Consider the following 13471-nt stretch of genomic DNA (forward strand, 5'->3'; position numbering starts at 1 on the left):
CGGGTCCCGCTCTCCCACGGACATTTCCGGGACGGCACCCCGTTCTTCTGGGCACGGAGTGCCGCTCCCAGCGGCCGGGGTGGCTCTCTTCACTTCCGGCGCACGCCACCGGGTGACGCGCTCGGCCGCGGGTCAGCGGGCCGCGGCGACCTCCACCTGCTCCAGGAACCGGCGGTAGCGCCGGAGCTCGGCCTCGATCGGCTCGACCACGAGCTCACCGGCGATCCGCTCCACCCCGGCGCGGAGCGCCCGCGCCGCCTTGCGCGCCCGGCGCCACCCGCCGAACCAGGAGGCGAGGCGGCAGAGCAGGGCGACGAGCACGCCGAGCACCGCCCCGCCGAGGAGCAGCACGGTCGGCCAGGGCAGCTCGCCGGCGGTGGGCGTCGGGGGCGGCGGCAGCCTGAGCCAGTCGAGGACGAAGAGCCCGAGCAGCCAGAGCGCGCCGAGCAGCATGGCACCGGCGAGCAGCCACTGCAGCGCCCCGGCGGCCCGCCACCACCGGGGCGCCCGCGTCTCGGCCGAGACCGCGACCATCCGGTCGAGGGCGTCGGCCAGCTCCCCCTCCCGGGAGCGGGCCGCGTGCCGCACCGCGGTGGCCCACGGCTCGGGCACGCCGTCCGCCGCTGCGGCGCCGAGCTCGCGCACCGCGGCGTCTACCGCCGCGACCTGCACGGACGTCGCGGGAGGCAGGGAGGTACGGCCCGCCGGGGAGCGGGTGAGGCCGAGGCGGCGCAGCGGGTCCGGGCGCAGCCGGCGCAGCCACCGGGTCACCGGCCAGCCGGTCGCGGTGGCGGAGCGGTGCCGGTGCGCCTTGGCGACCGCGTTCACCACCACGGGGACGGCCGCGGCCTGCTCGAGCGCCCGCACCAGCGCGCCCACCCGCGCCCGCGGCACCCCGGCCGCGCCGGATGCGGCGCCGGCCGGCGGCGCGTGACCGCGGAGCGCGAGGGCCGCCGTGGCCGCGTCGGCGGCGAGCCGCGCCGCCCACGCGGTCCGCCGGGTCACCCGCTCGTTGAGCAGGGCCTGAAGCTCGGCCATGCCTTCGCCGCTGCGCGCGGAGACGCCCAGCACCGGCACGTCGGTCAGGCCGTCGGCGGCGAGCAGCCGCCGCAGGTGGGCGAGGCACCGGGACACGGCGGGCCCGGGCAACCGGTCGATCTGGTTGAGCACGACGATCACCACGTCGCGGTGCCGGGCGAGCGGCCGCAGGTAGCGCTCGTGCACCGCGGCGTCCGCGTACTTCTGCGGGTCGAGCACCCAGATCAGCAGGTCCACCACGGCGACCAGCCGGTCGACCTCCAGCCGGTGGGAGAGCATGATCGAGTCGTGGTCCGGCAGGTCGAGGAGGATGAGCCCGCTCTGCTCCTCGGCGTCCGCCACGCTCGCGCCCACGGTGTGGCGGAGCGGCACGTCGAGCCAGTCGAGCAGCGGCCCGGAACCCTCGGGGCCCCAGACCACGGCCTGGGCCTTCGCCGTGGTGGGCCGGGTCACGCCCACCTCGACCAGCTCCGCCCCGGCCAGCGCGTTGACCAGGGAGGACTTGCCGCTCCCGGTCGCCCCGGCCACGGCGGCCACGGTGTGGCGCAGGGACAGGCCCCGCCGGGCGCCGGCCCGCGCGACCACCTCGCGGGCCCGGCCGACGAGCACGGGGTCGACCCGGCCCTCCGCGAGGTCGGCCGCCTGGGCGAGCGCGGTGATCCGGTCGTCGAGCGGTCTGCGCCGGCGCCTCACAGCGGCCCCCTCCCCCGTACGGCTCTCGCCGCCTCCCTGAGCCGGGCACCGGTGTCCGGAGGCGGCCCGACCCCGTCGAGCAGCGAGGTGAACCGCGCGCGCTCCGCGTCGAGCAGCCGCTGGACCCGGCGGCGCAGGTCCTCGCGGGCCTGCTGGGTGAGCGCGCGCACCGCCTGATCGCCGAAGATCGCCTCGAGGAGTTTCTGGCTCACCGCCCCGGTGCCGCCGGCGATGCCGACCTCGACCCCGGTGATGCCGCCGGTGGCGGAGAACGCGGCGAGCATGAGCAGCACGCCGAGGCTGTTGACCCCGAACGACGCGGCCCGGGCGAGCGTTCTCCGCTCGGCGCCCTCCGAGCGGACCAGGTCGAGCACGTGCCCCTGCCAGGCCCGCACGGCCTGGGCGGCACGGCTCGGCAGGTCGGCCGACGAGCGGCCGAGCCGGCCGGCGATGCTCACCCCGGCCCGTTCGAGCAGGTCACGGCCGGCCGGCATGGCGAGCCACGACTCCACGGCCCGTTCCGCGGCCTGGTCGGCGACCGAGAGCACCAGGGACTCGATCCCGCTCTCCAGGGCCGCGCTCAGCTCCCGGTCCGGCGGCGGCCGGCCGGTGAAGGCCGCGGTGATCCGATCCCGGAGCCGGCCGATCCGGGACTGCAGCGACCGCATCAGCTCGCCGGTGCCGACGAAGTCCTGCCAGCGGGTCATCACCTCGCCGCGGAGCAGCAGGCCGTCCCGCATGCCCTCGTCGAACGCGGCGAGCGCCGCCAGGTAGGCGTGCTCCACGACGGCACGCAGCTCGGTGATCCCGGCCCGCTGCCGGTCGACGGCGTCGGCGAGCGCGGGCAGCCGGGTGGCGAGGCTGTCCAGCGCGCCGTTCAGGGTCTTCCGCACCACGGCGGCCCGGCTGCCGGCGTCCGCGGCCAGCCCGGTGAGCCAGTCGGAGATCGGCTGTACGGCGTAGCCGGGCAGCCGCGCCCGCTCGGAGGGGAGCGCCAGCTCGGGCACGATGAACAGCGGGGTGCCGGCCAGGCCGTTCGCGGTGATCAGCCGGCGGAGGTCGGTGGTCACCGGCCCCTCGGCGTCGTACGGCACCCGCTGCAGGATGATCGCGCACGCGGTGCACCGGTCGCGGGCGGTGCGCAGGAAGCTCCACGGCACCTCGTCGGCGTACCTGGCCGCCGTGGTGACGAACAGCCACAGGTCGGCGGCGGCGAGCAGCTCGGCGGCGAGCTCCCGGTTGGCGGTGACGACCGAGTCGATGTCCGGCGCGTCGAGCAGGGCGAGCCCGGGCGGCAGGCGGTCCGCGGTGGCGATGCGGAGCGTGCCGGGCTCCGCCCGGCCGGGCCCGGTGACCCGGGGCAGCTTGGGCAGGATGTGCGGGGCGGTGAACCACTCGGCGTCGGCCGGGTTGGCGACCAGGGTCGGGGCGAGCGTGGTGGGCCGGAGCACGCCGGGCTCGGTGACGTCGGCGCCGGCGAGCGAGTTGACCAGGGTCGACTTCCCCGCCCCGGTCGATCCGCCGACCACGGCGAGCAGCGGCGCGTCGAGGGCGGCGAGCCGGGGCAGGAGGTAGTCGTCGATCTGCCCGCGCAGCTCCTGCTGCGCGCGGCGGTCCGCGGCGACGTCCCCGATCGCCAGCGGGAAGAGGTTCTGATCCAGGAGGTGGCGCAGGCTGCGCAGCACCGCGGCCAGCTCCTCACGAGCCCCCATACCCCCGCCTTTCCCAGCGGAAAGGGCTCGAATCAGGCGCCGCCCGACCGGCGCCGGCCGGCCGGGCGCGGAGGAGCACGGCGAGCGGGAGCGGGCCTGCGGGCCTCACTCCCGCGGCGGGCGGAGCACGTACCCCACGCCGCGGAGCGTGTGGATGAGCTTCGGCTCCGTCGTGTCGATCTTGCGCCTCAGGTAGGAGACGTACGACTCGACGATGTTGGCGTCGCCTCGGAAGTCGTAGTTCCAGACGTGGTCGAGGATCTGCGCCTTCGACAGCACCCGGCCCTGGTTGATCATGAAGTAGCGCAGGAGCCTGAACTCGGTGGGCGAGAGCCGGATCGGCCGGCCCGCCCGCCACACCTCCCGGGTCTCCTCATCCAGTTCGAGGTCGGCGACGGTGAGCCTGGGGCGGGGCGCGTCCCAGCCGCGGGAGCGGCGGAGCACCGCCTGGATCCGCGCGATCAGCTCCTCCATCCGGAAGGGCTTGGTCACGTAGTCGTCCCCCCGGGCCAGCCCGGCGACCTTGTCCGCGGTCGAGTCCCGGGCGGTGACGAACACCACGGGAACCGGCCCGATGGCGTGGACGAGCCGCTCGGCGAGGAGCAGGCCGTCGATGTCGGGGAGCATCACGTCGAGCAGCACGAGGTCGGGGCGGGACCGGTTGGCCTGCCACTCCGCCTCCCGGCCGGTCGCGGTGGCGATCACCTCGAACCCGGCGTGCCGCAGGCCCTCCCTGAGCAGCTCCCTGATGCCCGGGTCGTCCTCGACGACGAGCACGCGGCTCCTCGCGGTCATGATCCGGGCCTCCGGCCCATCATCGGGTTCTCGCTGATCGAGGTGGCGGTCACCGTGCCGTCGGCGCCGGCCGACCCGGAGACCACCACGGTGGTGCCGGCCTCGAGGTCGGTGACCTTGCCGGGCCTGCTCACCCGGATCCGGGTGCCCTCGCTCGTCCGCACCGTGACCTCGCGGCCGTCCATGGTGCGCACGTAGACCGTGTCGCCCTCGACCTTGGTGACCGTGCCGAAGGTCACCGGACCGGCTCCGCCGGGCCCGCCCCGCCGGCCGTACCAGCCGGCGCGGTCGTCCGCCCCGGCCTGGCCGCCGGGCTGCCCCATCCCGCCGGGGCCGGGCCCCGCCCCGCCCGGCGCGCCGAACCGGTTCACGGCCGCGCCCTGCAGCGGCCGCGCCGCGTCCTGCGGCCCGAAGGAGGCGTGGAGCCGGATCCCGATGAGCACGCCCGCCACGAGGAGGAGGCCCGCCGCGAGCGCCAGGGTGACCTTCGAGGGACGCCCGCGCGCCGCCCGCGCGGCGAGCGCGCTCTGGAAGTCCTCCTCGAACGGCGACGACGCCAGGATCTCCTCGTCCCTGTCCCTGCTCACATGCAACTCCCTGACACTCGTCACTCGAACCGGAGGGCCTCGATCGGGCGGAGCCGCGCGGCCCGGCCGGCGGGGTAGGCGCCGAAGAAGAGCCCGATCGCCACGGAGACGCCGAGCGCGAGGACGATCGAGCCCGGGACGATCACCGGCTTCACCCCCGCGATCGTGAACTGCGCGCCGATCACCGCGACCGCGACGCCGAGCAGGCCGCCGAGGAGGCTGAGCACGGTGGCCTCGGCGAGGAACTGGCCGAGGATCGCCCGGTTCGGCGCGCCGATCGCCTTCCGGATGCCGATCTCCCTGGTCCGCTCGGTGACCGTGACCAGCATGATGTTCGTGATCCCGATGCCGCCGACGATCAGGCTGATCGCGGCCACCGCGCCGAGGAGCACGGTGAAGGTGTTCGCCGCCTCGCTCACCGTCTCCTGCAGGGCCGCCTGGTTGAGGATCCGGTAGTCCGGGGTGGCGCCGTTCGTGATCCCGTGCCGCTCGTTGAGCACCTGCGCGATCTCCTGCTGTGCGGAGTCCACCGCGTCGGCGCTCTTGGCCTGCACCAGGATCTGCCCGAGCGGGCCGAACCCGGTGAGGCTCTGCTGCACCGCGGAGAGCGGGGCGATGGCCAGGTCGTCGGCGTCCTGGAACCCGGAGGACCCGGACTCCTTCAGCACCCCGACCACGGTGAACGGCACGCCGGACACGGTGATCTGCTTGCCGATCGGGTCGACCGTGCCGAACAGGTTCTCCGCCACGGTCCGCCCGAGCACGATCACCTTCCGCGCGGCGAGGACGTCGTCGTTGAAGAAGTACGTGCCCTTGGCCACGGGCTTGTTCGACGCCGCGAAGTAGCTGGGGTGGGTGCCGACGAGCTGGCCGATCGAGTGGGAGGCGCCCTCGTACGCCGCGGTCTGGCCCGGGGCGGTCACCACCGGGGAGACGCTCTTCACCGAGGGCGCCCGGGCGGGGTCGGCGAGCGCCTGGGCGTCCTCGAGGGTCAGGTCCCTCGCCTGGGCGCGCGGGCCGGCCCGCTCACCGCCGCGGTACCCCCCGGGCATCCGGCCGGGCCCGCCGCCGGTGGTGGACGGCAGCACGGTGAGCGTGTTGGCGCCGAGGCGCTGGATGTTCTCCCGGATGCGCTGCGACGACCCCTCACCGACCGCGACCAGCAGGATCACGGCGGCCACGCCGATCAGGATGCCGAGCGTGGTGAGCGCGCTGCGCAGCTTGTTCGCCGTCAGGCCCCGGAGGGCGAAGCGCACGATCTCCGCCGCGGTCACGAGGTCACCTCCGCGAGCCGGGGCGGTGGGCCGGAGACCGGCGAGCGGCGGATGTCCTCGACGATCCGGCCGTCCGTCAACCGGATCACCCGCTTGGCGTGCGCCGCGGTGTCCGGCTCGTGGGTGATGAGGACGATGGTGCGGCCGCTCGCGCTGAGCCGGTCGAAGATGCGCATCACCTCCCGGCCGGAGGCGGTGTCGAGCGAACCGGTCGGTTCGTCGGCGAGAAGCAGGGCCGGGGCGGTGACGATGGCGCGGGCCACGGCGACCCGCTGCTGCTGCCCGCCGGAGAGCTGGTTGGGCTGGTGGCCGACCCGGTCGGCGAGGCCGACCATCCTGAGCGCCGCGAGGGCGCGGCGGCGCCGCTCGGCCGCCTTGATCCCACCGTACGCCAGCGGCAGCTCGACGTTGGCGAGCGCGGTCATCCTGGGGATGAGGTTGAACGCCTGGAAGACGAATCCGACCTTGCGGTTCCGCACCAGGGCGAGCTGGTTCTCGTTGAGCGCGCGGACGTCGATGCCGTCGAGCAGGTAGGTGCCGGAGGTGGGGACGTCGAGGCAGCCGATGATGTTCATCAGGGTCGACTTGCCCGAGCCGGACGCCCCCATGATCGCGACGTAGTCGCCGCGTTCGACGGTGAGGGTGACGCCGCGCAGGGCGTGCACCGCGGTCTCGCCCGCGCCGTACACCTTGGTCACCTGCCGGAGGTCGAGGACCGGGGCGGGCGCGATCGGCGCGCTCATCTCAGCCCTCCGCCCAGCCGCCCGGCCGGGCCGCCGCCGCCCGGTCCGCCGCCCATCGGACCGCCCCCGAACCGGGGGAACGAGGAGTCGTTCGCCTGGTTCGCCGCCTGGAAGCGCACCACCAGCTCGCCCTCGAGCAGACCGGACCTGATCTCCGTGGTGGAGTCGCCGCGGAGGCCGACCTCCACCCGGCGCACCACGCGGGAGCCGTTCTCGATGACGGTCACCGTGCTCTGCCCGCCCGCCGTTCTGATCGCCGAGGTGGGCACGGTGAGCATGTTCTCCGCCTCGCCGACGACGACCTGGACGCTCGCCGTCTGGCCGAGCCGTACCTCGGAGGGGACGTCGGTGAGCGAGATCGTCACCGCGTACCGGACCACGTTGTTGCTGGTCTGGGGCTGGGGGTCGATGAGGGTCACCTTCCCGGTCGCGGTCACGCCGGGGAGCGCGGCGAAGGTGACCGTGGCCCGCTGACCCTTCTTGATCTTGGTGACGTCGGACTCGGTGAAGCTCCCCACGATCTGCAGCCGGTTCGGGTCGGCGAGCTCGATGAACCCGCCGCCGGACGACGCGCCTCCGGCCTGCTGGCCGCCGGAGCCGGTCGAGGCGCCCCCGGCGCCGGAGAGGCCACCGGACGCCGAACCGCCCTCGGATCCGTTGACCGCGGTCACGATCCCGGCGAACGGGGCCTTGATCACGGTTCCGGCGAGGGTCCGCTTGGCCGCCCGATAGGCGTTCCGCGCGCTGATGTACTGCGCATGGCCCTGGGCGGTGGACGTGTCGCCCGCCGCGGCCGCCTCCAGGCTCGCCTTCGCGGCCTCGAGGCTCTCCCGCGCCGCGGTGTCATCGAGCCGGGCGAGCACCTGCCCCTTGCGCACCCGGTCCCCGGCCTTCACATAGATCTTCTCGACCGTGCCCGTGGTGCCGAAGCCGAGCGAGCGCTCTCTGGCGCTGGCGACCGAACCCGAGGCGGAGACGGTCGCGGTCACGTTCCCGCGCGTGACCCGGGCGGTGGGCGGCGTGCTCTCGGCCGCGGAACCGCCGCGGAGCGAGATGACGACGCCGCCGATCCCGGCGATGAGGAGCACTGCCAGAACGCCGTTGACGATCAGCGTCCTGCGCTTCGTGGACGGCTTCACGCCGCTCAACCTTGGCAAGCCCCGCTCCAGGCAAGCTCCGCCGTTCCTGAACGTTTCCTGGCAGTCGCATCCACAGCGAACTTTCAGGTACGGCCCAGCCGGTGCTGATATCGCGCCAGAAGGATGGCCGCCATGAGACCGAGCATCTCGATCCGCGTGGGGGGACTCACCCTGGCGGCGGCCGTCGCCGTGAGCGCGGCCGCGCTCTATGCCGGACGAGCCGGCTCCTCGGCGGACGACCGGGTCTCGCTCGCCTCGGTGACGCGCGGCACCGTGTCGGCGTACGTCTCGGCCGCCGGCACCACGGTCGACAACGGGGTCTACGGCCTCGGCTTCGGCGCCGAGGGCACGGTCGAGAAGTCTACGTCAAGGTCGGCGACCGGGTGAGGCGGGGGACGTCCTCGCCCGCGTCGACGACACGATCGCCCGGGAGGAGTACGAGGCCGCCAAGGCGGCGCTCGCCGCGGCCGAGGAGACGCTCGAGCGGGTGACGAGCGGCGCGAGCGGCCGGGCCGCGCCGGCACGGGCCGCGGCGGCCCGCGCGGGGAGCGCCGGAGGCGTGCGCACCACGGGGAACCGGCCAGCCGGGCCGTCCGGGTCGTCCGCCTGTGCGCCGACCGCCACCCCGCGGCCGTCGCCGACCGGTGGCTCCGATGCGGGTGCCTCCCGCGGCGGGCCGAGGACGCCTCGGGAAGACGGGGTGCACGCACCGGCGCGGGCCGCCGGAGGGTCCGGTGGCCCGGGCGCGGCCGGGGTCTCCCTGGTGGCGTACGCCACGGGGAGGGCCGGGTCCGGGGGCGCCGGAGCGGAACCTCAGCGGAAGACCGGGAAGGCCGAGGAGACCCGCCGCGGCGACGCGGTGAGCCCGGCAGGCTCGGCGCGCCCCGCGCCCACCCCGGCACCCGGACCGGAGCCCACGGCGAGCGCGGGCCCGGCACCCGCGCCGACGGCGCATCCGAGCCCCGCGCCCACGAGGAGCGCGGCCCCCACCGGCGGCGCGGCGCCCGCGCCGGCCCGGACACCGCAGGCCGAGGTGAGCGTCGTCCCGGTGCCGGCCTCGCCGCCCGTCACCCCGTCCGCCTCCCCGTCGCCCGCCGTGGCGCGGCCGTCGCCGACGGCGGGCTGCACCCGCGGGACCGGGGCCGGGACACCGGGGACGAGGCCACCCGGCGCGGCGGTGACCGGCGCCGGAGCGGCGGCGGCCCCGCCGGGCGGCCGGGCGGCGGCGCTGGGGGCGGTTCGGCCGGCGGCATGGGCTCCGATCGGGCCCTGCTCACCGAGGCGCAGGCGAAGGCCCAGGTCAGCCAGGCGAAGAGCGCGCTCGCCAAGGCGAAGGAGGCGCTCGCGGGCGTGACCATCAAGGCTCCCGCCGACGGCACGGTCCTGTCCGTCGCCGGAACCGTCGGCACGCGCTACACCGGCGGGGCCTTCCTCACCCTCGGCGATCTCGGCGATCTCCAGGTGAAGGCGATGTTCACCGAGTCCGACATCCGCTTCCTCAAGGTGGGCCAGCGGGCGGAGGTCACCTTCCCCGCCCGCCCGGGCGCGACGTACTCCGGGACGGTCGCCCACATCGACCCCACCGCGACCACGAGCGACCGGCTCGTCCGCTACGGGGTGACGATCGCCCTCGACGACCGGCCGGACGGGCTGCTGCTGGGGCAGACCGCGACGGTACGGGTGACCACCGCGGAGGCGGAGAACGCCCTCTACCTCCCGTCACAGGCCGTGCGGAAGGTCACCGGCGACAGGGCGCAGGTGACCGTGGTGAACGGTGAGCACCGGGCCACCCGCACGGTCGTGATCGGCGTGCGCGGCGACCGGTACGTGCAGATCGTCTCCGGGCTCGCCGAGGGCGAGCGGGTGCTGCTATCGGAGGGGACGACGTCCGGCGGCTTCCCCGACGAGGGCTTCCCCGGGGCGGGCTGACCGGCGGTCACGCGCCGGGATCGCCGCCGTGTGAGGCAACCGGTGCGGGCTCGGCCGGGTCGGACGCGAGCGGGATGGTGAACCGGAACGCGGCCCCCTTCCCCGGCTCGGACCGCACGCTCACCGTCCCGCCGTGCGCCTTCACCAGGGATTCGACGATGGCGAGCCCGAGCCCGCTGCCGCCCTGGTTGTCCCGCGCGCGGGACGGGTCGGCGCGGTAGAAGCGCTCGAACACCCGCGCCGCCTGCTCCGGGGTGAGCCCCGGCCCCGCGTCCTCGACCTCGAAGTACACCGCCCCACCGGCGGTCCCCACCCGGACCGTGATCGGGGTGCCCTGAGGGGTGTGGGTGACCGCGTTGTTCATGAGGTTGCCGACGACCTGGCGGAGCCGCTGCTCGTCCCCCATGACGATCAGCGCCTCCTCCGCCTCGACCTCGAGCGAGACGTCCCGGTCCGGGCAGAGCGTCTTGGCGTCGCCCACCGCGTCCGCCGCGATGGCGAGCATGTCGACCGGCCGCTTGCTGAGCGGGCGCTGCTGGTCCAGGCGGGCGAGCAGCAGCAGGTCCTCGACCAGGAGGCTCATCCGGGTCGCCTCGCTCTCGATCCGCGCCATGAGCCGGTCCGGGTCGGAGCCGGGCACCCGGCGGTAGAACTCGGCGAACCCCCGGATCGAGGTGAGCGGGGTGCGCAGCTCGTGCGAGGCGTCGGCGACGAACCGCCGCATGCGGGCCTCGGACTCCCGGGCGGCCGCCTCGGAGGCCGCCTGTGCCCGCAGGGCCGCCTCGATCCGCGCGAGCATGCCGTTGAGCGACCGGGCGAGCCGGCCGACCTCGGTCCGCGGGTTCTCCTCCGGGACCCGGGTGCCGAACCTGCCCTGCGCGATCGCCTCGGCCACCGCCTCGATCTCGGCGAGCGGCCGGAGGCTGCGCCGTACGATGACCACCCCGGTCACCGCGAAGACCACCAGCACCGCGCCGCCGCACAGCAGCTCGATGCGGGTGAGCCGCGCGATGATCATCCGCACCTGGGTGAGGTCCTCGGCCACGACGATCACGCGGTCCTCGGCGATGGGGACGGCCATCGCCCGCCACCGCCCCGCCCCGGAGACCGCCCGTACGGTCCGCGGCTCGGCCGAGGTGACCCGCCCAGGGCCGGGCCGTCCCTCGACCGCGATCCCGATCTGGGCGAACACGATCGCGCCCGTGCCGTCGCGGATCTCGATCCGCCCGTCCGGCGGCACCCGGAACCGGGCGAGCCCGGGCGGCACGGCCCCCGGCTGCGGGACGCCGCGGACCGCGTTGAGCCGGATGACGGCGTCGCGGGCGGTCGCGGCCAGCCGGATGTCGACCCTGGAGATGAGGTAGTCGCCGAGCACGGACACGCTGGCGGCCCCGATGGCCACGAGCGCGACCGCGAGCAGCACGAGCATCGCCGCGCTGAGCTTGAACCGGAGCGAGAACCCGCCGCGCACGGTTCAGCCGCCGTCCGAGGGCAGCCGCATGACGTACCCGACGCCACGGATCGTGTGGATGAGCCGCGGGCGATCCTTGTCGATCTTGCGCCGGAGCGCGGAGACGTACGACTCGACGATCCCCTCGCCCCGGACGTGGTCCCAGACGTGATCGAGGATCTGGCCCTTGGACAGCACCCGGCCCGCGTTCAGCATGAGGAACCGGAGGAGCTTGAACTCGGTCGGCGAGAGCATGATCGGCTCGCCGCCGCGCCAGACCTCGTGCGACTCCTCGTCCAGTTCGATGTCGGCGAAGGTGAGCCGGGGCGGGGGCACGTAGGGGTCACCGGCGGTCCGGCGGAGCACCGCGCGGATCCGGGCGATCACCTCATCGAGGCTGAACGGCTTGGTCACGTAGTCGTCGCCGCCGAGCGTGAGGCCGCGCACCTTGTCCTCGGTGGCGTCCCTGGCGGTGAGGTAGACCACGGGCGTCTGGCTTCCGCAGCCGCGCAGCCGGCGGACGATCTCGAAGCCGTCCATGTCGGGCAGCATGACATCGAGCACGATCAGGTCGGGCCGGCGCCGCTGCGCGGCGGCCACCGCCTCGGTCCCGGTCGACGCCGTGGTGACCTCGAACCCCGCGTACCTGAGGCTGGCGGAGAGCAGCTCGAGGATGTTCGGCTCGTCCTCGACGACCAGCAGACGCGCTTCGGGAGGTTGGGTGACCATGGCGTCGGCGAATCTACGGGGTGTGAGGTAAGGGCACCGTTAAGCCGATATGCCGGGCGATGGCGAGGCTCGAGGTGGCGGCCGGGGAGGGCGCGTTCCGGACGAGCACCACCCTGCCCTGCACGTCGATGGCGAAGTCGTCGAGCAGCCGCCCGTCCCGGGTCACCGCCTGCGCCCGTACGCCGCCCTCGGTCTTGATCAGGTCGTCCAGGGTGAGCGAGGGCAGGTAGCGCTGGGCTGCGGCGAGGAACGCGCGCTTGGAGAGCGAGCCGTAGATCTCCTTGATCCCGGTCCGCCAGTGCCGGGCGGCCATGCGCCGCGTGCCCTCCCAGGCGATGATCCGCCGCAGGTCGGCGAGGGAGACGTCCCGCCAGGTGTAGCCCTCGAAGGCGAGGGCGGGGACCGCGTTGGGGCCGACGAGCACCTCACCGTCGATCCGCCGGGTGAGGTGGATGCCGAGGAAGGGGTAGCGCGGATCGGGCACCGGGTAGATGAGCCCGCGCACCCGGGCGTTGGCCGACGGGGCGAGCCGGTAGTACTCACCCCGGAACGGGACGATCCGCACCTCTCCCGGCGCCTTGGCCAGCGAGGCGATCCGGTCGGTGCCGAGCCCGGCGCAGACGATCAGGGTGTCGAACCGGAAGCGGGAGGGGCCGGCCAGCACCTCCACCCCGCGCGAGGTCTCCCGGACGCCGCGGACCGGGTGGGAGAGCAGGACGAGGCCGCCGGAGGCCGAGACGTCCTCCGCGAGGCGGCGGGCGATGGCGGCGAAGTCGGTGATCGCGGTGTGCGGCGAGTAGACCGCGGCCACCCCGGCGGCGTCCGGCTCGATCTCGCGCAGGCCGAGCGCGTCGAGCTCCACGATGCCCGGCACCCGGTTCTGCCGCGCCCGGTCGGCGAGGCGGCGGAGCAGGGGCAGCTCGGCGCGGGTGGCCGCGACGACGAGCTTGCCCACCTCCTGGTACGGCAGGCCGTGCTCGGCACAGTACTGGCGGAGCATCGCCGCCCCGTCACGGCAGAGCCGGGCCTTGAGCGAGCCGGGCGCGTAGTAGATCCCGGCGTGCACGACCCCGCTGTTGTGCCCGGTCTGGTGGGCGGCGACCTGGGCCTCCTTCTCCAGCACGATCACCTCGGCGCCGAACCGCGCCACCTCTCTGGCGACGGCGAGGCCGAGGATGCCGGCGCCGATCACCCCGACCTTCATGTCGGCAGGGCGGGCGAACGTCTCGAACTGACCATGCCGGATATTCTCCCGCAGATACCCTTTCGCAAAGATCGGATCTTATTCGCCGACCGGACCTCGGATCCGACGCGCCCCCGTGGAGCCGCATCCGCGCGGGACGGCACCGGCCGCTCCGGGGCGAACGAGGTGCCGCGAGCCG

General features: G+C 74.9%; 13 protein-coding genes. 2 read left to right on the forward strand and 11 right to left on the reverse strand.

Features of this window, described 5'->3' with window-relative positions; translation table 11 throughout:
• Window positions 1–132: 132 nt before the first annotated feature.
• The 7 genes from TBIS_RS16230 to TBIS_RS16260 all read right to left on the reverse strand — a co-directional run bounded on the left by TBIS_RS16230 (window position 133) and on the right by TBIS_RS16260 (window position 7981).
• On the reverse strand, window positions 133–1731 hold the full coding sequence (locus TBIS_RS16230) for a GTPase family protein (RefSeq protein ID WP_013133488.1): 1599 nt from the start codon (window positions 1729–1731) through the stop codon (window positions 133–135).
• Window positions 1728–3443 (reverse strand): P-loop NTPase family protein, encoded by a 1716-nt coding sequence (locus TBIS_RS16235; RefSeq protein WP_013133489.1) that lies wholly within the window; start codon window positions 3441–3443, stop codon window positions 1728–1730. Before TBIS_RS16235 ends, TBIS_RS16230 begins: the two co-directional genes overlap by 4 nt.
• 105 nt (window positions 3444–3548) lie before the next feature.
• A complete protein-coding gene (locus tag TBIS_RS16240) occupies window positions 3549–4238 on the reverse strand; it encodes a response regulator transcription factor (RefSeq protein WP_013133490.1) in 690 nt (229 codons plus the stop codon).
• Window positions 4235–4825: a single stranded DNA-binding domain-containing protein gene (locus tag TBIS_RS18340; RefSeq protein WP_013133491.1), complete on the reverse strand. Its 591-nt coding sequence runs from the start codon at window positions 4823–4825 to the stop codon at window positions 4235–4237. The genes TBIS_RS16240 and TBIS_RS18340 overlap by 4 nt, the downstream gene beginning before the upstream one ends.
• A 20-nt stretch (window positions 4826–4845) precedes the next feature.
• Window positions 4846–6099, reverse strand: a complete 1254-nt coding sequence (locus TBIS_RS16250) for an ABC transporter permease (protein ID WP_013133492.1) — start codon at window positions 6097–6099, stop codon at window positions 4846–4848.
• Window positions 6096–6842 (reverse strand): ABC transporter ATP-binding protein, encoded by a 747-nt coding sequence (locus tag TBIS_RS16255; protein ID WP_013133493.1) that lies wholly within the window; start codon window positions 6840–6842, stop codon window positions 6096–6098. The genes TBIS_RS16250 and TBIS_RS16255 overlap by 4 nt, the downstream gene beginning before the upstream one ends.
• Window positions 6839–7981, reverse strand: a complete 1143-nt coding sequence (locus TBIS_RS16260) for an efflux RND transporter periplasmic adaptor subunit (protein ID WP_013133494.1) — start codon at window positions 7979–7981, stop codon at window positions 6839–6841. The genes TBIS_RS16255 and TBIS_RS16260 overlap by 4 nt, the downstream gene beginning before the upstream one ends.
• Before the next feature lie 132 nt (window positions 7982–8113).
• Here TBIS_RS16260 and TBIS_RS16265 point away from each other — a divergent pair, with 132 nt between their 5' ends.
• The gene (locus TBIS_RS16265; protein ID WP_013133495.1) at window positions 8114–8368 is read left to right on the forward strand and encodes a hypothetical protein; all 255 of its coding nucleotides are present in this window, start codon (window positions 8114–8116) and stop codon (window positions 8366–8368) included.
• Window positions 8369–8794: 426 nt separating this feature from the next.
• On the opposite strand, the gene TBIS_RS16270 is transcribed toward TBIS_RS16265, so the two are convergent.
• Window positions 8795–9109: a hypothetical protein gene (locus TBIS_RS16270; RefSeq protein WP_013133496.1), complete on the reverse strand. Its 315-nt coding sequence runs from the start codon at window positions 9107–9109 to the stop codon at window positions 8795–8797.
• A gap of 123 nt (window positions 9110–9232) precedes the next feature.
• Here TBIS_RS16270 and TBIS_RS16275 point away from each other — a divergent pair, with 123 nt between their 5' ends.
• Window positions 9233–9910 (forward strand): efflux RND transporter periplasmic adaptor subunit, encoded by a 678-nt coding sequence (locus TBIS_RS16275; protein ID WP_013133497.1) that lies wholly within the window; start codon window positions 9233–9235, stop codon window positions 9908–9910.
• Between the two features lie 7 nt (window positions 9911–9917).
• Here TBIS_RS16275 and TBIS_RS16280 read toward each other — a convergent pair whose 3' ends face one another.
• From TBIS_RS16280 to lhgO, 3 genes are read right to left on the reverse strand one after another with little or no spacing between them, the layout of a single operon-like run.
• Window positions 9918–11381: a sensor histidine kinase gene (locus tag TBIS_RS16280; RefSeq protein ID WP_013133498.1), complete on the reverse strand. Its 1464-nt coding sequence runs from the start codon at window positions 11379–11381 to the stop codon at window positions 9918–9920.
• A gap of 3 nt (window positions 11382–11384) precedes the next feature.
• Window positions 11385–12089: a response regulator transcription factor gene (locus TBIS_RS16285; RefSeq protein WP_013133499.1), complete on the reverse strand. Its 705-nt coding sequence runs from the start codon at window positions 12087–12089 to the stop codon at window positions 11385–11387.
• A gap of 13 nt (window positions 12090–12102) precedes the next feature.
• Window positions 12103–13293 (reverse strand): L-2-hydroxyglutarate oxidase, encoded by a 1191-nt coding sequence (gene lhgO / locus TBIS_RS16290; protein WP_013133500.1) that lies wholly within the window; start codon window positions 13291–13293, stop codon window positions 12103–12105.
• Between the last annotated feature and the right edge of the window lie 178 nt (window positions 13294–13471).

It is taken from the genome of Thermobispora bispora DSM 43833, from assembly GCF_000092645.1.
In the GTDB taxonomy this organism is placed as follows: domain Bacteria; phylum Actinomycetota; class Actinomycetes; order Streptosporangiales; family Streptosporangiaceae; genus Thermobispora; species Thermobispora bispora.